The 26,092-nt window shown below is 66.7% G+C and carries 36 protein-coding genes; 27 read left to right on the forward strand and 9 right to left on the reverse strand.

The window, feature by feature from the left end; genetic code table 11:
• Nucleotides 1-391: 391 nt before the first annotated feature.
• The 20 genes from KQ910_RS13315 to KQ910_RS13410 are packed head-to-tail and all read left to right on the forward strand — an operon-like array spanning nt 392 to nt 14,296.
• Nucleotides 392-664 (forward strand): hypothetical protein, encoded by a 273-nt coding sequence (locus tag KQ910_RS13315; RefSeq protein WP_216960798.1) that lies wholly within the window; start codon nt 392-394, stop codon nt 662-664.
• 3 nt (nt 665-667) lie between these two features.
• Nucleotides 668-2,353: a portal protein gene (locus tag KQ910_RS13320; RefSeq protein ID WP_216960801.1), complete on the forward strand. Its 1,686-nt coding sequence runs from the start codon at nt 668-670 to the stop codon at nt 2,351-2,353.
• Between the two features lie 3 nt (nt 2,354-2,356).
• Entirely contained in the window at nt 2,357-2,713 is a 357-nt protein-coding gene (locus tag KQ910_RS13325; protein ID WP_216960804.1) for a hypothetical protein, read from the forward strand.
• A complete protein-coding gene (locus KQ910_RS13330; RefSeq protein WP_216960806.1) occupies nt 2,706-3,302 on the forward strand; it encodes a hypothetical protein in 597 nt (198 codons plus the stop codon). The genes KQ910_RS13325 and KQ910_RS13330 overlap by 8 nt, the downstream gene beginning before the upstream one ends.
• 12 nt (nt 3,303-3,314) lie before the next feature.
• Complete coding sequence (locus KQ910_RS13335) at nt 3,315-4,334, forward strand: major capsid protein (RefSeq protein ID WP_216960810.1); 1,020 nt, start codon at nt 3,315-3,317, stop codon at nt 4,332-4,334.
• A gap of 44 nt (nt 4,335-4,378) precedes the next feature.
• Nucleotides 4,379-4,807, forward strand: a complete 429-nt coding sequence (locus tag KQ910_RS13340; RefSeq protein WP_216960814.1) for a Bbp16 family capsid cement protein — start codon at nt 4,379-4,381, stop codon at nt 4,805-4,807.
• A gap of 14 nt (nt 4,808-4,821) precedes the next feature.
• On the forward strand, nt 4,822-5,094 hold the full coding sequence (locus KQ910_RS13345) for a hypothetical protein (RefSeq protein ID WP_216960819.1): 273 nt from the start codon (nt 4,822-4,824) through the stop codon (nt 5,092-5,094).
• Nucleotides 5,095-5,147: 53 nt separating this feature from the next.
• The gene (locus KQ910_RS13350; RefSeq protein ID WP_216960823.1) at nt 5,148-5,513 is read left to right on the forward strand and encodes a hypothetical protein; all 366 of its coding nucleotides are present in this window, start codon (nt 5,148-5,150) and stop codon (nt 5,511-5,513) included.
• A gap of 2 nt (nt 5,514-5,515) precedes the next feature.
• Nucleotides 5,516-6,337 (forward strand): hypothetical protein, encoded by an 822-nt coding sequence (locus KQ910_RS13355; RefSeq protein WP_216960825.1) that lies wholly within the window; start codon nt 5,516-5,518, stop codon nt 6,335-6,337.
• Nucleotides 6,334-6,555 (forward strand): hypothetical protein, encoded by a 222-nt coding sequence (locus KQ910_RS13360; RefSeq protein WP_216960827.1) that lies wholly within the window; start codon nt 6,334-6,336, stop codon nt 6,553-6,555. The genes KQ910_RS13355 and KQ910_RS13360 overlap by 4 nt, the downstream gene beginning before the upstream one ends.
• Nucleotides 6,552-6,821 (forward strand): DUF6127 family protein, encoded by a 270-nt coding sequence (locus tag KQ910_RS13365; RefSeq protein ID WP_216960830.1) that lies wholly within the window; start codon nt 6,552-6,554, stop codon nt 6,819-6,821. The genes KQ910_RS13360 and KQ910_RS13365 overlap by 4 nt, the downstream gene beginning before the upstream one ends.
• 7 nt (nt 6,822-6,828) lie before the next feature.
• On the forward strand, nt 6,829-7,305 hold the full coding sequence (locus tag KQ910_RS13370) for a lysozyme (protein ID WP_216960834.1): 477 nt from the start codon (nt 6,829-6,831) through the stop codon (nt 7,303-7,305).
• Complete coding sequence (locus tag KQ910_RS13375; protein WP_216960836.1) at nt 7,305-7,844, forward strand: hypothetical protein; 540 nt, start codon at nt 7,305-7,307, stop codon at nt 7,842-7,844. Before KQ910_RS13370 ends, KQ910_RS13375 begins: the two co-directional genes overlap by 1 nt.
• Nucleotides 7,845-8,471: a phage connector family protein gene (locus KQ910_RS13380; RefSeq protein ID WP_216960839.1), complete on the forward strand. Its 627-nt coding sequence runs from the start codon at nt 7,845-7,847 to the stop codon at nt 8,469-8,471.
• Entirely contained in the window at nt 8,468-10,954 is a 2,487-nt protein-coding gene (locus KQ910_RS13385) for a ubiquitin-activating E1 FCCH domain-containing protein (protein ID WP_216960841.1), read from the forward strand. Before KQ910_RS13380 ends, KQ910_RS13385 begins: the two co-directional genes overlap by 4 nt.
• A 4-nt stretch (nt 10,955-10,958) precedes the next feature.
• Nucleotides 10,959-12,371, forward strand: a complete 1,413-nt coding sequence (locus tag KQ910_RS13390) for a hypothetical protein (RefSeq protein WP_216960844.1) — start codon at nt 10,959-10,961, stop codon at nt 12,369-12,371.
• Complete coding sequence (locus KQ910_RS13395) at nt 12,368-12,817, forward strand: hypothetical protein (protein ID WP_216960847.1); 450 nt, start codon at nt 12,368-12,370, stop codon at nt 12,815-12,817. Before KQ910_RS13390 ends, KQ910_RS13395 begins: the two co-directional genes overlap by 4 nt.
• Nucleotides 12,814-13,266, forward strand: a complete 453-nt coding sequence (locus KQ910_RS13400) for a GNAT family N-acetyltransferase (RefSeq protein ID WP_216960850.1) — start codon at nt 12,814-12,816, stop codon at nt 13,264-13,266. The genes KQ910_RS13395 and KQ910_RS13400 overlap by 4 nt, the downstream gene beginning before the upstream one ends.
• Complete coding sequence (locus KQ910_RS13405; RefSeq protein WP_216960853.1) at nt 13,259-13,690, forward strand: hypothetical protein; 432 nt, start codon at nt 13,259-13,261, stop codon at nt 13,688-13,690. The genes KQ910_RS13400 and KQ910_RS13405 overlap by 8 nt, the downstream gene beginning before the upstream one ends.
• A gap of 3 nt (nt 13,691-13,693) precedes the next feature.
• The gene (locus KQ910_RS13410; RefSeq protein ID WP_216960856.1) at nt 13,694-14,296 is read left to right on the forward strand and encodes a virion core protein, T7 gp14 family; all 603 of its coding nucleotides are present in this window, start codon (nt 13,694-13,696) and stop codon (nt 14,294-14,296) included.
• Nucleotides 14,297-14,304: 8 nt separating this feature from the next.
• On the opposite strand, the gene KQ910_RS13415 is transcribed toward KQ910_RS13410, so the two are convergent.
• Entirely contained in the window at nt 14,305-14,481 is a 177-nt protein-coding gene (locus KQ910_RS13415; protein WP_216960859.1) for a hypothetical protein, read from the reverse strand.
• Between the two features lie 363 nt (nt 14,482-14,844).
• On the opposite strand from KQ910_RS13415, the gene KQ910_RS13420 reads away from it, so the two are divergent.
• The 4 genes from KQ910_RS13420 (at nt 14,845) to KQ910_RS13435 (ending at nt 16,439) form a co-directional block, all read left to right on the forward strand.
• Nucleotides 14,845-15,123, forward strand: coding sequence for a hypothetical protein (locus tag KQ910_RS13420; RefSeq protein WP_216960862.1), 279 nt, complete (start codon nt 14,845-14,847; stop codon nt 15,121-15,123).
• Between the two features lie 94 nt (nt 15,124-15,217).
• Nucleotides 15,218-15,385 carry a hypothetical protein gene (locus KQ910_RS13425; RefSeq protein ID WP_216960865.1) on the forward strand — a complete coding sequence of 56 codons (168 nt, stop codon included), beginning with the start codon at nt 15,218-15,220 and terminating at the stop codon, nt 15,383-15,385.
• Between the two features lie 130 nt (nt 15,386-15,515).
• Nucleotides 15,516-16,046, forward strand: coding sequence for a cupin domain-containing protein (locus KQ910_RS13430; protein WP_216960868.1), 531 nt, complete (start codon nt 15,516-15,518; stop codon nt 16,044-16,046).
• Nucleotides 16,047-16,160: 114 nt separating this feature from the next.
• A complete protein-coding gene (locus tag KQ910_RS13435) occupies nt 16,161-16,439 on the forward strand; it encodes a hypothetical protein (RefSeq protein WP_216960871.1) in 279 nt (92 codons plus the stop codon).
• On the opposite strand, the gene KQ910_RS13440 is transcribed toward KQ910_RS13435, so the two are convergent.
• The gene (locus tag KQ910_RS13440; protein ID WP_216960874.1) at nt 16,436-17,350 is read right to left on the reverse strand and encodes a LysR family transcriptional regulator; all 915 of its coding nucleotides are present in this window, start codon (nt 17,348-17,350) and stop codon (nt 16,436-16,438) included. The two genes, KQ910_RS13435 and KQ910_RS13440, sit on opposite strands and share 4 nt — an antisense overlap.
• A 322-nt stretch (nt 17,351-17,672) precedes the next feature.
• Here KQ910_RS13440 and KQ910_RS13445 point away from each other — a divergent pair, with 322 nt between their 5' ends.
• Entirely contained in the window at nt 17,673-18,125 is a 453-nt protein-coding gene (locus tag KQ910_RS13445) for a helix-turn-helix domain-containing protein (protein WP_216960877.1), read from the forward strand.
• Between the two features lie 73 nt (nt 18,126-18,198).
• Here KQ910_RS13445 and KQ910_RS13450 read toward each other — a convergent pair whose 3' ends face one another.
• Both KQ910_RS13450 and KQ910_RS13455 read right to left on the reverse strand, forming a co-directional pair.
• Nucleotides 18,199-19,218 carry an aspartate-semialdehyde dehydrogenase gene (locus tag KQ910_RS13450; protein ID WP_216960879.1) on the reverse strand — a complete coding sequence of 340 codons (1,020 nt, stop codon included), beginning with the start codon at nt 19,216-19,218 and terminating at the stop codon, nt 18,199-18,201.
• Nucleotides 19,219-19,441: 223 nt separating this feature from the next.
• Nucleotides 19,442-20,281, reverse strand: coding sequence for a TauD/TfdA dioxygenase family protein (locus tag KQ910_RS13455; RefSeq protein WP_216960882.1), 840 nt, complete (start codon nt 20,279-20,281; stop codon nt 19,442-19,444).
• 157 nt (nt 20,282-20,438) lie between these two features.
• Here KQ910_RS13455 and KQ910_RS13460 point away from each other — a divergent pair, with 157 nt between their 5' ends.
• Nucleotides 20,439-21,482, forward strand: a complete 1,044-nt coding sequence (locus tag KQ910_RS13460) for a J domain-containing protein (RefSeq protein WP_216960885.1) — start codon at nt 20,439-20,441, stop codon at nt 21,480-21,482.
• Nucleotides 21,483-21,708: 226 nt separating this feature from the next.
• On the opposite strand, the gene KQ910_RS13465 is transcribed toward KQ910_RS13460, so the two are convergent.
• From KQ910_RS13465 to KQ910_RS13475, 3 genes are all read right to left on the reverse strand, one after another.
• On the reverse strand, nt 21,709-22,515 hold the full coding sequence (locus KQ910_RS13465) for an enoyl-CoA hydratase/isomerase family protein (protein WP_216960888.1): 807 nt from the start codon (nt 22,513-22,515) through the stop codon (nt 21,709-21,711).
• Nucleotides 22,516-22,527: 12 nt separating this feature from the next.
• Nucleotides 22,528-23,349, reverse strand: coding sequence for an alpha/beta fold hydrolase (locus tag KQ910_RS13470; protein WP_216960891.1), 822 nt, complete (start codon nt 23,347-23,349; stop codon nt 22,528-22,530).
• A gap of 85 nt (nt 23,350-23,434) precedes the next feature.
• Nucleotides 23,435-24,676, reverse strand: a complete 1,242-nt coding sequence (locus KQ910_RS13475) for a CinA family nicotinamide mononucleotide deamidase-related protein (RefSeq protein ID WP_216960920.1) — start codon at nt 24,674-24,676, stop codon at nt 23,435-23,437.
• Between the two features lie 65 nt (nt 24,677-24,741).
• Here KQ910_RS13475 and KQ910_RS13480 point away from each other — a divergent pair, with 65 nt between their 5' ends.
• Nucleotides 24,742-25,458 (forward strand): ribonuclease activity regulator RraA, encoded by a 717-nt coding sequence (locus KQ910_RS13480; RefSeq protein WP_216960922.1) that lies wholly within the window; start codon nt 24,742-24,744, stop codon nt 25,456-25,458.
• Between the two features lie 44 nt (nt 25,459-25,502).
• Here KQ910_RS13480 and KQ910_RS13485 read toward each other — a convergent pair whose 3' ends face one another.
• A complete protein-coding gene (locus KQ910_RS13485) occupies nt 25,503-25,898 on the reverse strand; it encodes an OsmC family protein (RefSeq protein ID WP_216960924.1) in 396 nt (131 codons plus the stop codon).
• 55 nt (nt 25,899-25,953) lie between these two features.
• Nucleotides 25,954-26,091: a hypothetical protein gene (locus tag KQ910_RS13490; protein ID WP_156716815.1), complete on the reverse strand. Its 138-nt coding sequence runs from the start codon at nt 26,089-26,091 to the stop codon at nt 25,954-25,956.
• Nucleotide 26,092: the final 1 nt, after the last annotated feature.

The following is a 26,092-nucleotide window of genomic DNA, read 5'->3' on the forward strand; positions in this document are numbered from 1 at the left end:
TCCATATGACCTTGTTGGAAAGTATTTCGTGCGCTACGTGGGCGCTAGTGTAGTAGACGAAGCGCGTTTTTAGCCTCTCGACCTCAATGAGGCGACGCACTGCATGAGGCATAAAGGTTTCCATGTACTGAGCAACTAACGAGGGTACTCGAGCTGGACGCCTCTGCATAAAATCTCCTGCGAACCCAATCTGGCTCAGTGTTTTCGTCTTCATATTCTCATACGCAAGCTAGCGAAAAAGACGATCACTGGCTTTGTGGAACTAGTGGGCCCGCAATAGCGCTGTGGTCATGGGTTCCGGCGAATTAACAGTCGCCAATTTTCCCGCTTGCATCTTCAAAGTCCGCTTCATCAGTAACTCAGGGGCTCGCTTCTCACAGGAGAAAGCCCCTTGGGAATTTTTGGTGGCGGTCAGGCCGCTTATCCTCCGATCTCGCCGCCGGCGCTGCCGCCGGCACCTGCGCCCGTTCCGTCGATGGCCGATCCGTCGGTGCGCGAGGCGCGGGAGGCGCAGAAGAAGCGCGCCGCGGCCATGGCGGGCTATGCCTCGACCATCGCCACCGGCGGGCTGGGGGTCACCGGTAACGCCTCGACCACCGCGTCGGGTGCTTCAGGCGTCGGTGGCGCCGGCCTGGCCGGCGGCAAGACCCTGTTGGGGGCCTGAGCGATGGCGCACGATCCCGCGCTTCGCCGCCACATCGACGCCCGCCTCGCGGTCCTGAAGCGCCAGCGCCAGTCCTGGGAACCGGGCTGGCGCGACCTCTCGCGCTTCATCAATCCGCGGCGCGGCCAGTTCTTCACCTCGCCCAACCAGGGCGGTCGCGGCGCGCAGGCCAACGGCGCGATCCTCGATCCCACCGCACTTTTCGCGCTGCGCACGCTGGTGGCGGGCCTGATGTCGGGCGTCACCTCACCGGCGCGGCCCTGGTTCCGGCTCTCGATCCCCGACCGCCGCGTGGCCTCGCTGGCGCCGGTGAAGATCTGGCTCGACGAGTGCGCCGAGCGCATGCGCATGGTGTTCAACGCCGGCAACCTCTATTCGGCGCTGCCGCTGATCTACGAGGAACTGGGCCAGTTCGGCACCGGCTGCGCGATCGTCGAGTTCGACCGCGAGGACGTGATCCGCCTCTACACGCTGTCGACCGGCGAATACTGGCTGGGCCTCGACTGGCGCGGCCGGGTCGACACGCTGGCGCGGCGCTTCATGTATTCGTACCGCCAGATCGAGGAGCGCTGGCCCGACCACGGCATCGCCGAGATCGCCGACAAGGCGCGCGGCGACGAGGCCGACAGCGAGATCGCGATCCTGCACCTGATCGAGCCCAACACCGGCTTCGAGAAGGGCCGGCTCGACTGGGGCGGCAAGAAGTTCCGCTCGGTCTACTGGCGCGAGGGCGCCGGGCAGTCGGGGGGCCAGGCCGACGGCGAGTTCATCCATCGCGGCGGCTATTCGGAGTTCCCGGCGCTGACGCCGCGCTGGGCGCCGGTCGGCAACGACGCCTATTCCAAGGGGCCCGGCCACGACGCGCTGCCCGACGTGAAGTCGCTGCAGATCCTGAAGAAGCGCGAGCACAACGCGGTCGACAAGCATGTGAACCCGCCGATGGGCGCTCACATCAGCCTGCGGGGTTCGGCCTCGTCGGTGCTGCCCGGCGCCATCAACTACTTCACCACGCAGGAGAGGGGAGCGGGGATGTGGCCGCTCTACCAGACCGCTCCCGGCGCCATCGCCGAGGTCGAGCGTCTGGTCACGCGCACCCAGGCCGTCATCAAGTCGGCCTTCTTCGCGGACCTCTTCCTGATGTTCGACCAGATGGACGGCGTGCAGCCGCGCAACCAGCTCGAGATCAGCACGCGCCGCGAGGAGAAGATGCAGATGCTGGGGCCCGTGCTGGAGAACCTGCACGACGACCTGCTGCAGCCGCTGGTCCAGCGGACCTTCACCATCATGGGCGAGAACGGGCTGTTTAGCGAGCCGCCGCGGGAGTTGCACGGCTATCCGCTCGACGTCGAGCTGATCTCGATCCTGGCGCAGGCACAGAAGGCCGCCGATCTCGGCTCGGTCGAGCGGCTGTGGGCTTTCGCCGGCAACATCGCGGCGGCGCGGCCCGAGGTGCTCGACAAGCTGAACGCCGACGAGAGCATCGACGTCTATGCCGACAAGCTGGGCGCCCCGGCCGCCATCACCGTCGCCGACGACGTCGTGGCGCAGCTACGCGCGGCGAGGGCGCAGCAGGCGCAGGCCGCGCAGGCAATGCAGGCTGCCTCCGCCATCACCCAGGGCGCCAAGACCCTGAGCGAGACCGAGGTCGGCGGCGGCCGCAACGCCCTCCAATCCATCCTGGGAGTTTGAGCCATGCACGATCCCAACGACGCAAGGCAGGTCCGCCACGCCGAGCAGCTCGAGAAGCTCGAACGGCAGCGTGTCGCCGACGACCTGGGTGAGGTGATGGGCAGCGAGCCGGGTCGCCGCTTTGTGAACGGCCTGCTGGGCCTCTGCGACATCCGCAGCGATGGCTACGTGCCGGGCGGCCCCGACGCGCAGCGCCACCAGGACTACATGGCCGGCCGCCGCAGCATCGGCATCGAGCTGCTGAGCGAACTCGAACGCTACGCGCCGCACCTGACCGAGCTGATGACCGAGGAGGCCCGCCTGATGCAGGCCGAGGCCGAACTCGCCGACCTGATCGCAGAGGAGCAGAACGATGGCTGACACGATCTACACGATCACACCGGCACCCGAAGCCGATACCGCTCCGGAAACGGCAGCGGTCCGCGAGCGCGAGCTCCAGCCGGCGCCGGCGAGCGCAGAGCCTGGCACCGAAGCAACGGCGACTGCCCCGGCTGACTATTCCGGTCTCGCGCTGCCCGACGGCTACCGTGCCGACGATCCGGTGTTCGGCGAAGCGATCAAGCTGTTCGAGGGCGAGAAGATCGCGCCGGAGACGGCGCAGCGGCTGATCGATTTCACCATCGAGCGCGACAAGGAGATCGCGCGCGCGGTCAACGACCACTCGGCCGCTTCGTGGACGAAGCAGACGGGCGAATGGCGTGCGACCGCCGAGAAGGAGTTCTCGCCCGAGGCACTGGGCAATGCCCGCACCGCGCTCGCCCGGGTGTTCGACCGGCAGACCATCGCCTATCTCGAAAGCCTGGGCTTCACCAACCATCCCGGCCTGATCCGCGGGATGGTGAAGGTGGCCAACGCCATCAAGGACGACTCGTTCGTGGGCGGCAATGCCGGCCGCGGCAGCGGCGCGATGGACCCGAAGTCCCTCTATCCCAACTCCCAGCACAACTAGGAAGCAATCTTCATGGCAACGCTTTCCGTGACCAATCCGACCCTGGCCGACTGGTCCAAGGTCCTCGATCCGAACGGCAGCATCGCGCAGGTGATCGGGCTGCTGTCGCAGATGAACGAGATCACCGACGACATGGTGTGGAACGAGGGCAACCTGCCCACCGGCCATCGCACCAGCGTCCAGACCTCGCTGCCGACCGGCACCTGGCGCCGGTTCAACGAGGGCATCGTGCCGACCAAGAGCACGAGCACGCAGATCACCGATTCGTGCGGCATGCTCGAAACCTATTCGGAGATCGACAAGGCGCTGGCCGACCTCAACGGCAACACCGCCGCCTATCGCCTCTCCGAGGATCGCGCCTTCCTCGAAGGGCTGACGCAGCAGCTGGCCGGCGTGCTGTTCTACGGCAACACCGCGACCAATCCCGAGCGCTTCATGGGATTCTCGCCGCGCTACAACACGACCTCGACGGCGACGTCACAGACCGCCAACAACTTCATCTCCGGCGGCGGCGCGGGCTCGGACAACACATCGATCTGGCTGGTCGGCTGGGGCGACCTCACCGTGCACGGCATCTTCCCCAAGGGAAGCAAGGCCGGCCTGTCGATGAAGGACCTGGGCGAGCAGACGCTGCTCGATGCCGCGGGCAACCGCTACCAGGGCTATCGCACGCACTACAAGTGGGACGCGGGCCTCACGGTGCGCGATTGGCGCTACGTCGTGCGCATCGGGAACATCGACGTGTCGGACCTCGCCGGCGCGACGCCGGCCGACCTCGTCAAGCTGATGATGCGGGCGATGAACAAGATCCCGAACATCAAGATGTGCAAGCCCGCCTGGTACATGAACCGTACCGTCAAGCAGTGGCTCGACATCCAGCGCAACCTCGGCGCCGCCGTCTCGAACACGACCAACAACAGCAACATCCGCCGCACGCTCGACGAGAGCGACGGCCGCATCTTCGACAGCTTCGGCGGCATCCCGATCCGCAAGTGCGACCAGATCACGCTGGCCGAAGCGACCGTGTCGTAGGCGGCCCAGTCGCAAGCGGTATCCCAGGAAAGGAACCCTCATCCATGATGTACGACAAGCTCAACACGTTCGGCACCGACCAGGCGGTCACCACGACCGCCGCGTCGACCGACATCATCGACTTCGGCGCCGTGCGCGACGTCGGCAACGGCGAGCCGCTGGAGCTGGTGATCCTCTGCACGGAGACCGTCACCGCCTCGGGTGCCGCGACCGTCACCTTCAGCCTGGAGACCGACGACAATGCCGGCTTCTCCTCGAGCCTGGTCCTTGCGAGTTCGGGCGCCATCGGCAAGGCCGCGCTGACGGCCGGCACCGAGGTGCTGCGCGTGAAGGTGCCGCTCGATGCCGAGCGCTACCTGCGCACCAACTACACGGTGGCCACCGGCCCGCTGACGGCCGGCAAGTTCACCGCGTTCCTCGCCCACGACCGTCAGGCCAGCAGGGCCTACGCGTCCGGCTTCACCGTGAGCTGAGCGGAGGCATCGACATGGCCCAGAAGAACGACAAGAGCGAGAAGAGCGAAAAGTCCACGGAGTACGTCGTCGTCGACAATCCCTTCTACGACGGCGTGCAGCTCCATCCGATCGGCGCGCGCATCCTGTGGTCCGGCCCGCCGGGCCTCTCCCTGGTCCCGGTCGGCGCGCCGCGCCGCCGCAGCGGGGCCGAGGCGCCGATCTTCGGCGATCCGCTGGCCGGCCGTGGCGACGGCACGCCCGTCAAGGCCGCCCGTCCGGGCGATCAGGTCGTCCTCGTTCAGTGAAGAAGCAGGGGCCGGTCGAGGAGGCCGGCCCCACCTCTCCGCAGGAGAAGCATATGGCTCAAGACATCGCCTACCAGTCGTCGACCGGCCGCGGCAACGTGCCGGTCTCCGAGGCGCGGCCGCTGCCGGTCGTGCTCACCGGCCTCACGGGGGCGTCATTGACGCGATCGACCGTGACCATGACGGGCGCCTCGGCGCCGCTGGTCGCCGCCGACGCCGCGCGCCGCGTCGTCATCGTCTGCAGTGCGAGGGGCAATGGCGACGCCGCCTTCGATCCCACGGGCGGCACCTGCGCGCTCGACGCCGGCATTCCCCTGTCTGGCGGCGACACGGTGCAGATCACGGGCAAGGAGGCGCAGAGCGCCATGACGCAGTTCGGCACGAACGGCCAGACGCTCACCGTCTTCGTGGGGTCCTGACGATGCCGGTCGCATTCCTCAACCGCGTGCGCGGAGGCGCCTCGCGCGCCTTCGATGCCGACGTGCTGGCCTGGGAGGCGACGGTGATCGCCGCAGGCGGCTCGGTGTCGCTCGCACGCCGTGTCGTGGTCGATCAGTTCGTGTTCAGCGAGAAGGCCTCGGGCGCCTGGATGCTGACCGACGATTACTGGGCGCTGTGGGCGGAGAATGCCCCACAGGCGCTGGTATCGCTGAAGCAGAAGCGCACGGCCACGCCGGTGAACACGCCGGCATTCACGGCCGACCGGCACTATACGTTCGACGGCGCCACGAGCTACCTCAACACCGGCTTCATTCCCGGTTCGCACGGGATCAACTACACCGGGACGAGCCAGCGGATCGCCGCCTACGAACGAACCAACCTCAGTGCATCGGGTGCTGTGGCAGGAACGCGGATCGGCACCAGCAGCAGTATTTCGATCATCCCGCGCAATGGCACCGCATTCTCCGGATCCACGAACAATAGTGCCGGCAGCGTGAGCTTCACGCTTTCCGTCGTCGACAGCCGCGGCCTCAAGGCGCTCAGCCGCGCTGGCGGTGGAACGACGGCGCTCGGCTACGATCGCGGTGTGCGGCTTACCGACGCCACCGGGCTCACCGTCGGTTCGTCGGCGCCGGCAGTGGCGCTTTCGATCGGCTGCATCAACAGCAACGGCACGCCGATTTCGCTTCGGGCCGCATCGGTCGGGTTCGTGGCGATCGGCGGCCCGCTCTCCGATGCCCAGGAACTGGCCCAGTACAGCGCCGTGCAGGCGTGGGCGACCTCCGTCGGAGCCAACGTATGAGCCTGTTCATCATCCTGACGGCTGCGCAGGCCGATGCGGTGCGCGGGTCCACGATGCCTCCGGCCGCGCTCGATCCGATCGAGCGCCGCGACGGCGTATTCATCCTGGGCCTCACCGTCCTCTCCGATCCGGCGCACGCGATGCACCACCCACTGTTGTCGGGCCTTCCGCGGCTGGACAGCGCCGATCCCGCGTTTCCGCCGGAGATCGAGGCATGAGCATGGAGCGGGACCACATCATCCTCCCGCGCGAGGCGCTCGACGCCATGCTCGAGGATGCCGCGGAGCGCGGGGCGCGCAAGGCACTGACCGGCATCGGGCTCGGCGACGAGAAGGCACCGGAGCACATCCGTGGCCTGCGCGACCTGTTCAACATGTACCGCACCGTCCGCGACGGCGCGCTGAAGCAGATCGGCCAGGGGCTCGCGCTCGTGCTGATCGGTGCGCTGGTCTTCTTCGCGTCGACCAAACTCCCCAACAAGTAGGTGAAGCATGAGCCATGCGGCCAATTCCCTGCTGGTCACGTCCGAAGCAGGCCTCGCCCTGATCAAGGCGTTCGAGGGGCTGGAGACGGCGGCCTATCCCGATCCAGGCAACAGGATCACCGGCGAGCCCTGGACGATCGGCTACGGCCATACGCGCGGCGTCCGCCGCGGCGACACCTGCACCGAGGAGCAGGCCACGGCCTGGCTGCGCGAGGACCTGCATGCCGCCGAGGGCGCGGTGCGGCACCTGGTCGACGTGCCGCTGGCGCAGGGCCAGTTCGATGCGCTGGCGAGCTTCGTCTTTAACTGCGGGGCCACGGCCTTCAGCAACTCCACGCTGCTGCGGCTGCTCAATGCCGGCGACGTCGCGGCAGCGGCGGGGCAGTTCAAGCGCTGGAATCGAGGGGGCGATGGCGTGCTGCCGGGCCTTGTCCGCCGTCGCGCCGCCGAACGCGACCTTTTCATCTCACAGGAGACTGACTGATGCCTTTTCTGCCGATGCTGCTCGGCCTCGCGCCGACCGTCGCCTCGTGGATCCTGGGCGACAAGACCGGCGCCGCCGTGTCGAAGGTGACCGGCATCGCCCGCGACATCCTGGGCACCGACACGGCCGATGGAATCGAGCGCGCGATCGCCGCCGACCCCAATCTGGCGCTGCAGTTCCGCATGGCCGTGATCCAGGCCGAGGCTGATTCGCGCCGGCAGGAGTTCGATACGCTGCAGGCGCAACTCGCCGACGTCCAGAGCGCCCGCAACCAGACCGTCGAGCTGGCGAAAGCGGGCTCGGCCATCGCCTGGGGCGCGGTCGTGGTCAGCGTGCTGGTGACGGCTGCCTTCATGTCGGCGCTGTGGTTCATCGTGCGCCAGGAGATCCCGCTCGCCTCGCGCGAGATCGCCTACATCCTGCTGGGCACGCTCGGCGCCAAGTTCGGCGACATCGTCGCCTATTGGGTCGGCTCCAGCTCGGGTTCGGCGCAGAAGAGTGCGGCCCTCGAGAAGGCCGTGGCCGGGGGAGGGCGCTAGATGCCGGCCGACACCGACATCGCGAACATGGCGCTGAGCCGTCTCGGCACGCGCGCCACCATCGCCGATCTCTCCGAGAACAGCACCGAGGCCCGCCAGATCAAGCTCTGGTACGCCACCGTGCGCGACGACCTTCAGTCGCTGGTCGACTGGAACTTCAATCGCGTGAGCCAGGCGCTCGCCTCGTTGGGCACGCCGCCGGCACGCTGGGCGTCGAGCTACGCCTATCCGTCGGATTGCCTGAAGATGCGGCGGCTCGACTTCGGCACCGCGAGCTGGGTCGCTGGCGACCCGGCGAGCGACTTCGAGATCGCGTCGGACGGCAGCGGCACCTTCCTCTACTGCAACGAGGACAGGGTCTCGGCGGTCTACGCCCAGCGGGTGACCGATCCGGCCCGCTTCACGCCGGGCTTTGTCCTGGCCCTCGTCGATTGCCTCGCCGCGGCGGTGGCCCATGCCATCACCCAGAAGGCCGATCTCGCCGAGATGCTGCTCAGACGAGCACAGGAGCGCATCGAGCGCGCCCGTGCCGACAGTGCCAACGAAGGCATCGCGCAGGGTGATGCCGAGCGTTTGGCGCAGAGCCTGGTCGTCCGCGATTTCGACTGGATGGGAGACGGTACATGACGACTCCGACCATCCTGCCGAGCTTCGCCGCCGGGGAACTCTCCCCGGCGCTTCATGGCCGCGTCGATCTCGCGAAGTACCAGGTCGGGCTGGCGACGTGCCTGAACTGGTTCGTGCATCCCTTCGGTGGCGTCAGCACGCGCGCCGGCACGGCGTTCGTCGGCGAGGTCTATCGCCATACCGGCCGCTCGCGGCTGGTCCCGTTCGCCTTCAACACGACGCAGACCTACGTGCTGGAGTTCGCCGATCAGAAGATGCGCGTCATCAAGGACGGCGGATACGTGCTGGAATCGGCGCTCACGATCACCGGCATCACGCAAGCCAACCCGGGCGTGGTGAGCGCCAGCGGCGCGCATGGCTTCTCCAACGGAGACATGGTCTGGCTGCAAGACATCTCCGGGATGCCGGAGTTGAACCGCCGCCGCTACACGATCAACGGCGTCACGGGCTCGACCTTCGAGCTGGGCGTCAGCACGGTCGGGCTCGGCCCCTGGACCTCCGGCGGCACCGCGGCGCGGATCTACACGCTCGGCACGCCCTACCTGACGGCCGATCTCGCCCGCCTGAAGTACGTGCAAAGCGCCGATACCATGACGCTCACCCACCCGTCCTATGCGCCGCGCACCCTGACCCGCACCGGGCACACCTCGTGGACGCTGACGACGACGACCTTCGCCCCGACACAGCAGCCGCCGACCTCCGTCGCGTCCGACAGCCCCGGCGCCTCGTACAGCTACGTCGTGACCGCGGTGAGCGAGGAGACCGGCGAGGAAAGCGTCGCCTCGTCCGTCGTCACCTCGGCCGACCAGACCTCGACCGTCTCGTGGACCGATGCCACCGACGCCGGCTCCTACAACGTCTACAAGGCCAGGAACGGGGTGTACGGCTTCATCGGCCGCGCGCCGGATGGGTCGCCGGGCTTCACCGACACCTCGATCGAGCCCGACACGTCGGATGGCCCGCCGCAGGCCAAGAACCCGTTCGACGCCGCCGACAAGTATCCCGGCTGCTCGACCTATCACGAGGGCCGGCAGTGGTATGCCCGCACCAACACCAAGCCGCAGACGCTCTATTCGTCGGCCTCGGCCGCCTTCAACAACATGAACACCAGCACGCCGTCGAAGGACAGCGACGCCATCACCCGCACCATCGCCAGCCGCGAGGTGAACGAGATCCGGCACCTGCTCAGCCTCAACGTGCTGCTGGTCTGGACCTCGGGCGCCGTCTGGAAGGCGTGGGCCGGCGCACAGGCCGATGTGATGACGCCGGCCAATTGCGCGGTGAAGCCGCAGAGCTACGAGGGTATCGCCGATATCCCGCCGATCGCCACGGAGAGCAGCGCGGTCTACGTCACGGCGTCGGGCAAGAAGGTCCGCGACGTCGCCTATGAGTTCGCGTCGGACAGCTTCCAGGGCCGCAACGTCTCGATCCTGGCTGGCCACCTGTTCGAGGGCCGCACGATCGAGGAATGGGCCTATGCCAAGGACCCCGACGGCATCATCTGGTGCGTGCGGTCCGATGGCGTCCTGCTGGGCTTCACCTACCTGAAGGAGCACGACGTCTACGCCTGGCACCGGCATGTGACCGATGGCCTCGTGGAAAGCGTGGCCTGCATCACCGAGGGCAGCGAGACGATCCTCTATCTCGCCGTGAAGCGCACCGTGAACGGCCAGACCGTCCGCTACGTCGAGCGCATGGCCTCGCGCTACTTCCCCGACGTCCATTCGTCGTGGTGCGTCGATTCCGGCACCGGCTACAACGGCTGGAACACCGACGCCACCCGCACCCTGACCCTGAGCGGGGCGGCCTGGAATGCCGGCGACACCGTCACCGTCACCGCCGACGGCCACACGCCGTTCACCGCGGCCTCGCTCGGCACGCAGTACATCCTTCGCAGCGGCCAGAACCAGGTCACGGTGACGGTGACCGCCTACACCGACTCCAGCCATGTGAGCGCCACCCTCGACATGGCGCCCGATGTCTCCATGCAGGCGACGGCGATCCCGGATTGGGCGCTGGCGTCGATCACGCTGGACGGGCTGTGGCACCTCGAGGGCCGGGCCCTCGCCATCCTGGCCGACGGGTCGGTGCAGCCCACGGCGACGGTGAGCCGCGGCAGGATCACGCTCACCCGCGCCGCCGGCCGGATCGTGGCAGGGCTGCCCTATGTCTGCGATCTCGAAACCCTCAACATCGAGGCCGGTCCGCCGACGCTGCAGGGCCGCCTCAAGGTCATCAACGAGGTGACGCTCCGGGTGAAGGATACCCGCGGCCTGTCGGTCGGTCCGACCTCGTCGCGCCTCGTCGATATCAAGGAACGGCTGGGCGAGAACTACGGCTATCCCACCATGCTGGTGACCGGCGACGAGAAGGTCCTGATCGATCCCTCGTGGAACACGCAGGGCCGGGTGTTCGTCCGCCAGTCCAACCCGCTGCCCGCCACCGTCGTCGCCATCATCCCCCGCCTCGAAGCAGGAGCCTGATCCCATGGCCCTCAGCACCACGACCCGCAAGGTCATCTTCAACGGGAACGGCTCCGCGACCGTCTTCCCCTACACCTTCCCGATTCCCGCCGCGTCCTGCCTGTCGGTGATCTACACCGACGACGCCGACGTCGAGACCACGCTGTCGCCCAGCGAGTACACGGTGACCGGCATCGGTTCGGCCTCGGGCGGCAATGTGACCTACACCCGGTCGGGTTCCGCGATCGCCAGCGGGACCAAGCTGACGATCGTGCGCACGGTGCCCTATACCCAGCTCACGGTTCTGTCGAACCAGGGCGGCTACTATCCGGAGATCGTCGAGGGCCGGTTTGATCTGGTCTACATGGCGCTGCAGCAGCTCGCCGAGATCGTCGAGCGCTACACCGTCAGCAGCATCAGCGACCCCGCCACGGAGCAGAGCAACTATGCCCTGATCCAGGCGCTGCAGCAGATGGACCTGCTGACCACGGATGCCGACCTGCTGACCCGCGTCTCCGGCGCCTATGCCCGGCTGGCGCGCGGCAATCCCGGCCAGTATCTCGGCGTCTCCGGTGGCGGCGCGCTGCAATGGCAGACGCCGTCGTCTCTCTCCTTCTCCGGGGTGCGTCAGACCGTGAGCGCCGGGCCCGTCACCTCTGCGGGCCTGCCCAGCCTGCTGCCCTCGACCACCACGGCGACGCTCAATCTGACATCGCAGAACGTCTCCTCGACCTATCCGCTGGTCGCCACGGCGGCGGGCGGCTGGTCGAACGCGACCGGCGCCCCTGTCGACACCATCGGCTACAGCACGACGAACCTGACCTGGACCGGCCTGACCGCCAGCCGCGCGACGGCGACGCCGAACTTCCTCTACGTCACGATCTCCGGTGGCACGATGACCCCCGGCAAGACCCTGCTGGCGCCGATCTACCAATGGGGCGGCACGCCCAGCACGACGAGCGGACAGTTCACCTTCAACATCAGCGAAATGCGCGGCTACCTCGGCAACGGCACGACGGCGCCGCAGGTCAACCTCGTGTTCGTCGGCGAGGCCGCGACGGACGGCAGCGCCGTCATCTCGACCGTGGCCTATGCCTATAGCGGGCGGTACGCGTCGGACTGGACGGCCACGCTCACGAATTCCGGCACGACGGCGCCTTGCAACATCGGAGCGGAACCGTCGCTCTACCTCACGAAGTACGTCGTGAAATGCACGACCACTGACCTCAACTATGCTGTCGGTGAGATGCTGGTGAACGGGGTGTTCACGGCCTCGACGAACTCATCGCAGGTCGTGCCCTACGTCGGGACGCGCAACGTCATCGGTATCCCCGTCGTCGCCAATCAGGCCGCCATCAACAAGACCTCCGGCGCGTTGACGGTTGCCTTCACGTCGGCAAACTGGTCGTACAAGTTCGTCGCGGAGCGCGGCTGGTGATCACGATGCTGCCCGCCACCGAGGACGACGCGCGCGAGCTCGCACCGCTGCTGCGGGCGGAGGATCGGGCCGAAGTGCTGGCGCTCGGCTGCGATCCCGTCGATGGCCTGCTGCAGAGCCTGTCGGGCTCCTGCGAGGCTTGGACCTATCGGGACGACGAGCGAATGATCTGCATGGCCGGCGTCGCGCCCTTGAGCCTGATCGGCCGGACCGGTGTGCCGTGGCTGCTGGGCTCCGACCTCGTGCAGGTGCATCGCCGCGCCTTCATGCTCGAAACCCGGCGCATGGTCGCCCGCTGGCTCGACATGTTCGCCGTCTTGCGCAACACCGTCGATTGCCGGTACGAAGCCGCACTCCGCTGGCTGCGATGGTTGGGGTTCACCTTCGGCGAGCCGTTTCCCATGGGTCGGGGCTTGTTTCGGTGCGCCGAAAAGAGGGCCACATGATCCGCCCCTGCACCGTAGCCGAACTGGAGGCCGCGCCGACGTTCGCCGACATGCTCGCAGAATACGCCGCGGAGTCGGCCATCGAGGGCATGCCGCCGCCGTCGGCCAGGATGGAGACCTATCACGCGCTGAGCGACATGGGCGCGTTGCACGTCCTGGCCGCATGGGCGGGCGACACCCTGGCGGGCTTCATCACCGTGCTGGCCGCGCCGCTGCCGCACTACGGGCGGACCGTGGCCGTCAGCGAGAGCTTCTTCGTGGCCAAGGCCCACCGCTCGACAGGCGCCGGGCTGAAGCTGCTGCACGCCGCGGAGGACAGGGCCCGCGAGTTGGGTTCGCCCGGCCTGCTGGTTAGCGCCCCCTTCGAGGGCGACCTGTTCAAGGTCCTGCCGCGTGTCGGCTACGCCGAGACCAACCGCGTCTTCTTCAAGAAGGTGAGCCATGAATGAACTGGCCGCGCCGCGCCTGCACATCGCGCCGATGAGCGCGACGACGATCGAGAAGGTGCGCGAACTCGAATTGCTCGTGGCGACCCTCTCGCAGCTGTCGATCCCGACGGACCATGCCTTTCATGCCGGCGTCTACGCGCGCACCGTCATGGTGCCAGCGGGAGCAGTGATCACCGGCGTCCTGATCAAGATTCCGACGCTGCTGATCGTGAATGGCGACGCCGTCCTGCACACCGAACGCGGCCCGGTCGAGGTCCACGGCTACAACGTCATCCCCGCGGCCGCCGGTCGCAAGCAGGCTCTCGTCGCGATCACGGATACCCATCTCACGATGATCTTCGCGACCGCCGCCAGGGACATCGACGCCGCGGAGCGCGAGTTCACCGACGAAACCGACATGCTCATGTCGCGCAAGGAGGCTTAACCCATGTCTGGTCTCAGCACGGCCGCCATCCTCTCGCTCAGCGCCACGGCGCTCAGCACCGGCATGGGCGTCATGGGCCAAATCAGCCAGCAGAACGCCCAGGCGCAGGCCGCCAGTGCCGCCCAGGCGCAGGCCGTCTACCAATCGCAGGTCGCCCGCCAGAATCAGAAGCTGATGGACCAGCGAGCGGCTGACGCGAAGCGGCACGGGCAGGTGGCCGAGGAGAATCGGCGCCGATTGATGCAGCAGCAGCTTGGTCAGCAGACGGCAAGGCTCGCCGCGCAAGGCACCGACTTGGAAGGCAGCCCGCTCGACATCCTTGGCGACACCAGAGCGGCGGGTGAACTCGAAGGTCTGACAATCCGCGCCAACGCTGCCCGCGAGTCTTACGGCTATCAGACCCAAGGTTTGGGCTACAGCAACCAGTCGATCCTGGAGAGCACGCGCGCCGCAAACTCGGTCTACACGCCGAATTATCTGGGAGCGGGGGGCTCGCTATTGGCGGGGGCCAGCACGCTCGCGGAACGCTGGAAGTCCTTCCAGAACAACAATCTTGCGTCGACCGTTGACGACAATATGGGCACCGGCAGCGGATGGACCTATTAGTACGAATGCTACTGGAACATGCTCGAGGAGGCGGCATTGGCACCGTCGCCCTTGAAGCCAGTCACGCGCTTGTTGGTGTCGGAGAAGACCTGTACTCGACAGTGGATCGTGACTGGCGTCGGGGCCGTCGTTGTGGCGAACACCTGCGCATTGTCGATGAAACCCATCGTCGAGCTGGTCGACACGGCCGTCGAATCGTATTCGCTGCAAAGGTGTAGACTGGGCCGTTCTGGTTCCGGGACTCGCTCACCGGCGCGCCACACACCGGCGTGATCGCCTTGATGGGCTGCCCTTGGTAGTGCGAGATTGCGCGCATCGAATCGGCTTGCGCATCGACGCCGCCCGCCGACGCCAGAGCCATCAGAACGACGTCCCTCATTGGTATCCTCTCCGCGCCGCGGTCGGAACGCTATCGCAGGGAGCCGCCTATCAGCCGACGGTCGAGGCCAAGCCGCTGCCGGTCGTAGCTACCTCCAGCAGCGCGCCGGCGGGCGCTTTTGGCAACACGATGCAGACGGAGGGCGACGCGAAGGCCCTGCTGTTGGCTGGTGAACAACCCGGCGACGGGCCTCGCGGGCCGCGATCCCGAAACTGGGCTTGCCGGAGTCGCCGGTACCGTCCCGTTGCTGGGCGCGCTGAAGTACCGCTATCTCGCGCGGGCGAAGGGGACGCGCCAGAAGGCGCTGCTCGAACCGCTGATCGACCGCCGTCTCGACCGCGCCGGCGGCGACCTCGGGCGGATAGTGGCGCAGGCGACGTCGGTGCTGGACGACAGCATCGTGGCCGAGCGCCTCTCCGACCTGCGGCAGGACGCTTCGTTGTCCTGACAGGACCCGGCCCATCTGCGCCTGCCGGGCCTCACCGCGGTGGATGAGCTGCGCTACCAGGGCGAGCGCCGCGGCTGGGAAGCGGGCCGGACCGATGCGGTGGTTTTGCACCGGCCGGAGCGATCTCTATGCCGCGGCGGTCGAAGCCGCGATCGGCCAGGATCCCGAGCGCGCGGCAAAGCTCTACGCCCACACGCGACACGTGATCCAGCCGGAGCGGCAGTCGGCGGCAAATGCCTGTAGCTGCCCAAGCGGCCCGTGAAGGCCGATCGCCTTGAGGCCTCCGGCAAACGTCGCGACTGGCTGCCGCGTTGACCGGGGCATTGACGGTCTTCCCGGCGCGGCGCGGGCATGCATAGTGCTCGCCGCTGATTTCTCAGGAGGCAGATGACATGGTGAAACCTGTACGCCGTATCGTGACGGGTCACGACGGGGAGGGTCGGTCCGTGTTCCTCGAGGACGGCCCGGCGCCGAATCCGTTCTCGCCGTCGCATTCACCAAATGTAGGGCTGACCAATCTCTGGTTGCTCGACGCGGTTCCCGCGACCAACGAGGCGGGACAGGCCGACCCGACGGCCCGGCCGTTCAGGCTCGAACCGCCGCCGGCCGGCAATGTCGTGCGCATCGTCGAGTTTCCGCCCGACAAGGAGCGCAACTACGGCAATCAGGCCGAGGTGTTCAGCCAGTACGGCGCCGCCCAGGCGCACGACAAGGCCGCGCGTCACCCCGGCTTCCACAAGACCTACAGCGTCGACTACGCCATCGTCATCGAGGGCGAGATCTGGGCGTTGATGGATGTTGGCGAGACGCTGATGCAGGTTGGCGACGTGCTGATCCAGCGAGGCACCAACCATGCCTGGGCCAATCGCACCGACCGCATCGCCCGCGTGCTCTTCGTTCTGAACGGGGCCGCACCCGTATGATCGGGCCAAGAGGACTGACCGCGCAGATATACCGGGCGGCTTCTGGGTGCTGAAACAACCGGAACCTCCATGCCGCGATCGCATTGGAACTGAAATCCGATCACGGAGGTTTAGATGCGCGCGCTCAGTTTTTCTGCCGCTCTTGTCGTTGTAACCTGTCTTGCCACGCCCGCTTTGGCCAAGGATAGAGCCGTAACACACCAGGAAAAGGCGAGCCTCGAGGCGGCGGTGAAGTCGGCGGGCTGCACGGGCGGCAGGATGGAGTTCGACGACGACAGGTCGCCGCCCCATCCCTCGGGCAAGTTCGAAATCGACGATGCGATGTGCGGCAACCAGAAGCACGATCTTGTATTCGATCACGACTTCAAGTTGATCTCCAATGAGGCAGATTAGAGGGGCTCCTTCGATTCCCCTGCCTGCCAGGCGGTGGCGGCCTCACGCGCGATGCGGGTGAAGTTGCGTACCAGGCCGGTGGCTGTGCCGGTGCGCCAGGCCATGGCCATAGCCAGCGGGGCGGGATTCTCGGCGATCTGAAGGACGCGCAGGCCCGGCATGTTGAAGCGCGTCACCGTCGACGGCGCAACCGCGACCCCAAGGCCCGCAGCCACGAACCCTGCCACCGTGTGGATCTGGTCGGCATACTGGACGATGCGCGGTGAGAAGTTTGCGCGCCGGCACATATCCATTGCGCGCGCATGGAGGAGCGGCAAGCCGGCCCGTGAGTACATAACGAAAGGCTCCCCCGCGAACTGGCGAAGCTGCATGTCACTCCGGGTAGCCAGCCTGTGCGTGGAGGGCACCAGCGCGAGGAAGGGTTCGCGGATCAGTGTCACGATCTGCAGCGATCGCGAGCTGAGTGGCGGCCTTAGCAGGGCGACGTCCAGGCTTCCCGCTTCGAGCGACGTCACCAGGATCGACGTCGTGAGCTGCCGTAGCTCCAGTTCCACGTCGGGATAAGCCGAGCGAAAGCGCGCGACGATCGGCGGCAAGAGCGTGAAGGCATTGGACGGGGCGAAGCCGACAGTGAGGCGTCCCGTCTCGCCGCTCCCCAGGCGCCGCACATCGTCCACGGCCTGGTCAGCCCCATCGAGAAGCCGCCGTGCCCGCTCATAGAGGAGGAGGCCCGCCTGCGTCACCTCGAATTTCTTCTGGGTCCGATGGAGAAGCTCGACGCCGAGTCGGTGCTCGAGGCTCTGGATCTGGCGGGTGAGGGGCGGCTGGGCGATTCCCAGCGACGCGGCTGCCCGTCCGAAATGGCCTTCCCGCACAACGGCGCAGAAGTATCTCAATTGCCTCAGATCCATTGTCGATACCCAAAAGGTATTGAAGGCTGGTCTGACGATAATGGACGTGTCCCGGGCAAGTTGGCAACGTCGGGTTGCATATTGTGTGATTCGGCAATAGCGAAAATTGGCTTTGCGGCGCGAATTGGCGATCGTTAATTGCGTTCAAACAGCAATTTACTCATTGCGAAAGCAATCCCCGGCGGGATTTCTGCATGACCGTCTCCTTTGGCTTGGACGACCCGGCACGGTCGGTGATACCGATGCAGTGAAAGTTGTTTTGAGCCTGGCCGGGCTTTCGGCGCGTAGTGCGTAGGACCGTCGAACAGGAAGAAGAACAGGAATGGCAAAATCGCATCCCGTCGACGCTCACGTCGGTATCCGCATGCGCCAGCGTCGCACCCTGCTTGGCATGAGCCAGACCAGGCTGGGCGATGCGGTCGGTCTCACCTTTCAGCAGGTGCAGAAGTACGAGCGGGGGGCGAACCGGGTGGGCTCTAGCCGTCTCTTCGAGTTTGCCAAGGCGCTGGACGTGCCGGTTTCCTATTTCTTCGACGAAATGCCGAGCAACGTGCTGGCTGGCCGGCCGATGGCGGCCCGCGTCAAGAAGGGTGGCGGCTTTGGCGAGGCCGGCACCCCCTTCGCTGTCGAGAAGGACCCTCTGATCAAGCGTGAGACGCTGCAGCTCGTGCGCGCGTACTACAAGATTAAAGAGCCTTCGGTGCGCAAGCGCATCTACGAGCTGGTCAAGACCATGGGCGCCGCCAGCACCAGCGTCGAACGCACCAGAAAATAGATAGGCCGTCGTCGCGAGCGGAGATACCCGGCTCGCGACGATCTAGATGCTCCGGCAGTTCCTGACGCCAATGTCAGGCCGCCAGCAGGTGCTCCGCGATCTGAACGGCGTTGAGAGCCGCACCCTTCAGCAACTGATCGCCCGCCACGAACAGCGAGATCGAGTGGCCGCTCGGATCCCCGAGGTCCTGGCGGATGCGCCCCACCAGGATGTCGTCCTGCTGGCTGGCATCGCGTGGCATCGGGAAGATGTTGCGCTCGCGGTCGTCGACCAGGCGCACGCCCGGCGCGTTGGCGAGCAGCACGCGCACCCGGGCCTCGTCGATCGGACGTTCGCACTCGAAGGTGACGGCGGCCGCATGGGCGCGCAGCACCGGCACGCGCACGCAGGTCGCCGACAGCCGCAGGTCCGGATCGCCGTAGATCTTGCGGGTCTCGCGCATGACCTTGGTCTCCTCGTCGTTGTAGCCGGTCTCGGGATCGATCGCGGTGTTATGACTGAACAGGTTGAAGGCGTAGGGGTGCGGCAGCACCCTGGGCTGGAAGGCGCGGCCGTCGAGATAGGCGCGTGTCGAGTCCGCGAGCTCGTCCATGGCCGCGGCGCCGGCGCCCGAGGCCGCCTGATAGGTGGCGATGGTCATGCGCCGGATGCGGTTGTGCTGATGAATCGGCCAGAGCGGCGTGATGGCGATGATGGCCGCGCAGTTGGGATTGGCGACGATGCCCTTGTGGCCGGCGATGGCGCCGGCATTGATCTCTGGGATCACCAGCGGTACCTCCGGGTCCATTCGGAAAGCCGAGGAGTTGTCGACCACGATGGCGCCGGCCGCGACCGCGATTGGGGCGTAGCGCTTCGATATGCCGCCACCCGCCGAGAACAATGCGATATCGACGCCCTCGAAGCTCTTCTCGGTGAGTTCCTGGACGACGAGCGCCTTGCCGTCGAAGGAAAGCTCGCGGCCCACGGAGCGGGCGGAGGCGAGCAGGCGCAGCTCCTTCACCGGGAAACGCCGCTCGGCGAGGCAGCGCAGGAACTCCATGCCGACGGCGCCGGTGGCGCCAACGATGGCTACTGTGAGAGGTCTCGAATTCATGTCTGTCTCCTTCGTTGAAGCCGGGAGACGGACGCCTGGAAAGACAAAGGCCCCGTCCGAAACCGGCGGGGCCTTGAGGTTGTCCTATGTCACGTTCGACTCTACGCGCACGTCCTCGCCGGCCCACCGAAGGTGGTCGTTTTGGTCGTGGTCGTTTTGGTCGCGAAACGCATCATCGTGGACCGGGTATAGGACAGAGGCCGGGCGAGTGTAAAGGCCGGCGCTAGTTCTTCCGCAGGAACGGCTTGTCGCCGCACACCGTGACGCGGTGGCCGTACCGTCGGTGCGGGAAGTAGTCGAACATTGCGTGGTGCTGGACGCAGCGATTGTCCCAGAACGCCACCGAATTGGGCTGCCACTTGAAGCGGCACTGGAATTCCGGCGTCTCGATGTGGCGGTAGAGCATCTCCAGCAATGCATCGCTCTCGTGCTTGCGCAGCTGCGGGATGCGGAGCGTGAAGCCGCGATTGACGTAGAGGCTCTGCTTGCCCGTCACGGGATGGGTGCGCACCACCGGATGCTCGGCGTTGGGGAACTTGATGCCGTCGCGGTCCGTGGCCTTCACGCGATAGTAATGCGCCTTGGAACTGTCGTGCAGCGCCGTCAGGCCTTGCAGCAGCTGCTTGATGGGCTCCGAGAGCGTGTCGTAGGCGCGATACATGTTGGCGAACAGCGTGTCGCCACCGCCCTCGGGCGGCACCTCGGTGAGATAGAGGATCGAGCCCATCGGCGGCTCGATGTCGCACGATACGTCGGTGTGCCATTCCTCGCCGGCGACATGGCGCGATTTCTCGTCGGCCTTGATGACCAGGATCTCGGGATGTTCGGGCAGTTCGATCGGCGCGTTGGGATGGACGTGCAGCGGCCCGAAACGGCGGCCGAACTCCTTGTGCTGCTCGACCGACATCTTCTGGTCGCGAAAGAAGATCACCAGGTTCTCCATCAGCGCATCGTGCACTTCCTGAAACTGCTGGTTGCCGAGCGGCTTGCCGAGATCGACACCGGAAATCTCCGCCCCGATACCGGGCGTCAGCTTGCGCACTTCGATCGACTGGTAGGTCATGGGCTTCCTCCCGGAACTTTTGTCCGTTGCCCATGAGGATACGCGCTGCGGCGGCCTGCCGGAGGAGAATTTCATCTGAGTCCGTAATGCGGACTCGGAGGGTGGGCAGATGTGGTGCATGGGCCGTTCCGGTGAAATCCGGTAAGATGAACCGGCGATGAAGATCGACGTCGACCATTATCTCGTGCTGGGCGTGCCGCGGACGGCGGACGCGGCGATGATCCGCGCGGCCTATGTCGATCTCGCGAAGAAGTACCACCCCGACGTCGCCTCGGGGAATCCGGAGCTGGCGGCCTACAATTTCCGCCAGATCACGGCCGCCTATCAGGTTCTGAGCAATCCCGAGGACCGCGCCGGATACGACGCCAGGGTTCGGTCGGTGCTCGACGCCGAGCGCGCGCGCCGCGCACAGGCGGCCCGGGCGGCGGCGACCGCGCGGGCGGCGAAGGCGGCGGGCAAGGCCCGTTCCCGGCAGCGCATCGCGGCGATCCTGTTCGGCAAGGTGCGCTCGGCGGTCCGGGCGGCGGCTTCGCACCCTGCCCCGGGGCTTCGTCAGTCTCTGCCCGGGTTGTTCCCTCCGCCGCGTCTCATGGCGCCGGTGGGCCCGCTGCTGCATGCCGATGCGACTGCGCGTCGGCGGGCCGCGGTGATGCTTGCCGCGGTGCTGCTCGTTTTCGTCGGCGTCATCGGCTACCTCGCGCAGCGCTACGTTCGCGGGCCCGGCTTCGAAGTGATGGCCGCCTCCGAAGCGATGCGGCCCGGGGCGGAGCCGCCGGCTGACAAGCCCCGTCCCGCGCCGGTGCCGCAGATGCAGCAGCCCAGCCAATACGGTGCCTCGCCCGACCGTCCGCCCTCGGCCCCGATGCCGGGCGTCGTTGCGGGCCGCGCGGCTGTTCCGAAGCCCGCGCCGGCCGAAATCACCGACGGCCAGTCGGTCTGCATCGCGGACGACGGTGCCAAGTTCGCGATCATCAACCGCGGCGGCGAGCCCACCGTGATCTACAACGGCGCCGTACCGGTGCGCGCCTCGGTGCTGTTCGCCGACCGCCATCTCGTCGTGCTCACCGGGATCGTGCCAACCGACAGGATCATGATCGGTATCCAGCGCGGCCAGGAGAACGGCACGCACGTCTATTACGCCGACCACCGCGGCGCGATCGTGCAGACCGTCGCCGCGCGCTGCGAGGGGCGGGCGTATTAGAGCCGACCGGCGTCAGTAGAGGTGACGCACATCTCGTCATGACAACACCGGTGTCATCCCGAGCGCAGCGAGGGATCCGCGTTCTTCACGTAGACCATGAAAGAGAAAGATCCCTCGCTACGCTCGGGATGACACGTTGGGGTTGGCCGGGAGGCGTGCGGCCGATCCCCAAGCATGACGAAGGCCGGCCCGCTTTGCACAGGCCGGCCTTGGTCGTTTGGTCGCTCTATTTCTTGCGCACACTCTCGAGGGTCGGCAGGCGATACCGGTCCTCGGGATCGTTCCAGCCCTTGAAGTTGGGCTTGCGCTTCTCGGCGAAGGCGGCGCGCGATTCCATGAGATCGCTCTTGGCGCCGTGGTCGTGCAGGGCGTCAGCGAGCTTCACCATGTCGGGGCCGGGCGCGGGACGCATCTGGCGCATCATGTGGACGGTGTTCACGCGGCTGGCTGGCGGCAGGGTCAGCAGATGCTCGGCCATCGTCATCGCCGTCGGCATCAGGTCGGCGGCGTCGACCAGGCGGTTGACGAAGCCGATCTCGTAGAAGCGCTGCGCGGTGAAGCGGAATCCCAGCGCCATCTCCATCGCCACAGGATAGGGCAGGTTGGCGATGTGGCCGTGATTGTAGCCGCCCAGCAGCCAGCGCTTGGCCTCGGAGACCTCGAACACCGCCTCGCGCACGGCGACGCGCAGGTCGGTGCGCTCGACCAGCATGAAGCCGCCGCCCATGGCGAAACCGTTGATCGCGGCGATCACCGGCTTCTCGAGCTTGCCCGACATGAACGGGTCCTCGATCTCCGGACGGCGGCCGCCCGGTGTGCCGTCCTTGAGCGATTCCTTCATGTCCTCACCGGCGCAGAAGCCGCGCCCGGCCCCGGTGAAGATCGCGACTTCGAGTTCCTTCGATGTGCGGAACTCGTTCCACGCCTTCGACAGCTCGGTCCGCATCTCATGATTGAGCGCGTTCAACCGGTCGGGCCGGTTCATGCGAACGACGAAGATCTGCCCGTGCTTCTCGGTCTCGACGACAGCCATTTCTTGTTTCCTTTATCCCTTCAGAAAGGCCAGCAAGTCTGCGTTGAGCTGGTCCTTGTTCATGGTGGCGAGCCCGTGGCTCCCCTTTGGATAGACCTTGAGTGTCGCACCCTTCACCAGTTTGGCGGAAGCGCTGCCCGAAGCGTCGATCGGCACGATCTGGTCGTCGTCACCGTGGATGATCAGCGTCGGCACGTCGAACTTCTTCAGGTCTTCGGTGAAGTCGGTCTCGGAGAAGGCCTTGATGCAGTCGAGCAGCGGCTTCAGCCCGCCCATCATGCCCTGCATCCAGAAGAAGTCACGGACGCCCTGGCTCACCTTCGCGCCGTCGCGGTTGGCGCCGTAGAAGGGCGTCGTCAGGTCCTTGAAGAACTGCGAGCGATCGTCGGTCACGCCCTTGCGGATGCCGTCGAACACTTCCATCGGCAGCCCGCCCGGATTGGCCGCGGTCTTGAGCATCTGCGGCGGCACGGCGCCGACCAGCACGGCCTTCGAGACGCGCCTGGTGCCATGCCGGCCGATGAAGCGAGCCACCTCGCCACCGCCGGTCGAATGGCCCACCATCGCCGCGTCCTTCAGGTCGAGCGCCTCGAATAGCGCCGCCAGATCGTCGGCATAGGTGTCCATCTCGTTGCCGTCCCAGGGCTGGCCCGAGCGGCCATGCCCACGGCGATCGTGCGCGATCACGCGGAAGCCGTTGTGGGCGAGGAACACCATCTGGTCTTCCCAGGCATCGGCCGTCAGCGGCCAGCCATGGCTGAAGGTTACCGCCGGACCCTTCCCCCAGTCCTTGTAATAGATGTCGGTGCCGTCGCGGGTTTTGATGAAAGGCATGGAACGCTCCTCTCGCTGCGATGAAAAGCTCGCCGCGGGAGAATGCACCAGCTGTGAGGCCGGCGCGAGTAGACGTTATGAGGGGTTAACGCCGCTCGAAATCGATGCGTTCGTCGACGGGGAGGCCGAGCAGGTGGCGGCGCAGGCAGTCGAGGCCGAGTTCGGTCGCGCCGACGCGCACCCAGTCGCGGCCGCCGATCAGGCGGGCCTGGCGCGTTACGGCGCCGGTCGCGTCGGCTAGGCCGATGCAGATCTTGCCGCCCATGTCGGGCCGGTCCGCGCCTTCGTCGAGTTCGAGCAGCACGACCAGCGCATGGCTGGCGCCGGTCGAGGCGCGGATGGCTTTTGCCACAGCCGCCGCCTGGTCGGGCGTCACCGAGGTGGCGCCGAGTTCGGCAAGATCGCGCGCGACGATGCCGCGGCGGAAGGCGCGCTCGGCGCCCGCCAGCGGCGCGAGGCGCGCGGCGAGATGGCCTCCCGTCACCGTCTCTGCGAGGGCCAGCGTAAAGCCGCCCGCCAGCAGCTTGCCCAGGATCACGCCTTCGATGGTCTGCTCGTCTTCGGCCACGATGAAGTTGCCCAGCCGCTTGCGCACCTCGGCCTCGGCCGGGTCGAGCAGGGCGGCGAGGGCGGGTTCGTCGTCGGCGCGCAGCGCGAGCTTGGTCTCGAGCTGCGGATAGTGCGCCTGGAATCCGAGCTTGATGCCGCCACCTTCCTTGAAGGCCTCGATGTCGCCCAGCATCTGGTCGGCGCGCGATTCGCCGATGCCGAACGTGTGGAAGCGCTTCAGCCTGGTGACGCCCTTGATGCCGCTCATCGCCAGGATGCGCGGCAGCACCTGTTCGTCGAGCATGCGGCGCATCTCGCGCGGCACGCCCGGTGTGAAGAAGAAGCGGGCCTTGCCGATGGTGACAGCGAAGCCGCAGGCGGTGCCGATCGGATTGTCGATGAACTCGGCATTGGCCGGCAACATCGCCTGCTTCACGTTGTTGGGCGGCATGACGCGGCCGCGCCGCGCGTAGGATTCGGTCATGCGCGTCATCCAGTAGTCGCTCAGCACGAGCTCGACGCCGCAGGCCTGGGCCGCGACCTCCTGCGAGAGATCGTCGACCGTGGGCCCGAGCCCGCCGTTCACGATCACCGCATCGGCGCGCTCGCCGGCCTGATGGAAGGCCTTCAGCAGGCTCTCGCGGTCGTCACCGACCGTTGTGCCCCAATGAACGCCCAGGCCGACCTCGACGAGGCGGCGGGCCATGTGGCTGTAGTTGGTGTTGACGGTCTTGCCGGTGAGGATCTCGTCGCCGGTACAGAGGATTTCCACGCGCATGGCCGGAATTATCGGCTAACGTCGCGTCTAAAGCGAGAGATCAAAAGCGAGTGGGAGAGAAGACCATGACCGTGCTGTCATCCGATCTGAAGGAAGCGCTGGCGAAAGTCGGCACCTCGACCCTGACGGGTGTGCTGAACCGGCGGGGACTGCGCAGCATGACCCTGTTCGACGTGTGGCCGATCCGGCCCGAGCAGCCGCGCATGGTCGGGCTCGCCTTCACGATGCGGTTCATTCCATCGCGCGAGGACAAGGACGGACCGACGTCCACCAATCGCTCGATGGTGCAGCCGCAGGCGATGGAGGAGTGTCCGCCGGGCCATGTGCTGATGATCGATTCGCGTGGCGATTCGCGGGCGGCCTCTGCGGGCGATCTCTACGTCGGCCGGCTGAAGGCACGTGGTGCCGCCGGCATCGTCACCGACGGCGGCTTTCGCGACACCGACGGTGTGCACAAGACGGGACTCCCGGCCTATCACCGCCGCCCGTCCTCGCCGCCCAGCCCGATCGCGCATCGCCCGGTCGACCTCAACCTGCCGATCGCCTGCGGCGGTGTCGCCATCTATCCCGGCGACGTGATCGTGGGCGACCGCGACGCGATCGTCGTCATTCCGCCCGACATCGTCGAGGCCGTCGCCGAGGAAGCGCTGAACAACTACCACTACGAGGAATTCGCGGAGGCCGAAGTGGCCCGCGGGCGCTCACTGAAGGGCCTGTTCCCCGTGGCCGGCGAGGAAGCCAAGCGCGACTTCGAAGCCTGGAAGTCGCGAGGAAAGAAGTAAGACTCATACTCCTCGCCCTCGTCAGGGGGAGGGGAACGTGAGCGTCACGCCAGCGACGTCCTGATCTCCAGCCCGTTTTTCAACGTGAGCGTCACCGGGGTGCGCTCGGCGATGTCGGCCATTCGTTTCTTCTGCTCGTCGTCGACGGCGCCCTCGATGGTCAGGACGCGGTCGATGCGCTGCTTGTCGCCGTCGCGGCTGAAATGGATGTCGGCATGCACGGCCGTGACCGGCCACTGCTTGCGGTCGGCATACATGCGAAGCGTGATGACGGTGCAGGCGCCCAGTGCCGAGGCCAGGAGGTCGTAGGGGGCGGGGCCGGCATCTTTCCCGCCGAGCTCCGGGCCTTCGTCGGCTGTAAGCTTGTGATGCTCGCTGTGACCGGTCGCGATGGCGGTTGCGTAGTTGGTCGTGCCGATGCTTGCCTTTGCGTGCGCCATGTCCGGCTCCCGATGCGTCGGAGCGCCCCCGCTTCAGGGACGCTCCGGCACCAGTCTAGCGGCGCTTGCGGCGAACCGCTGCCTTCTTCGTCGCCTTCTTCACGGCCTTCTTCGCCGCGGTCTTCGTCTTCGTCACGGCCTTCTTCGCCGCCTTCTTGACGCTCTTCTTCGCAGCTTTCTTCTTCGCAGCCATT

Source organism: Reyranella humidisoli, from assembly GCF_019039055.1.
In the GTDB taxonomy this organism is placed as follows: domain Bacteria; phylum Pseudomonadota; class Alphaproteobacteria; order Reyranellales; family Reyranellaceae; genus Reyranella; species Reyranella humidisoli.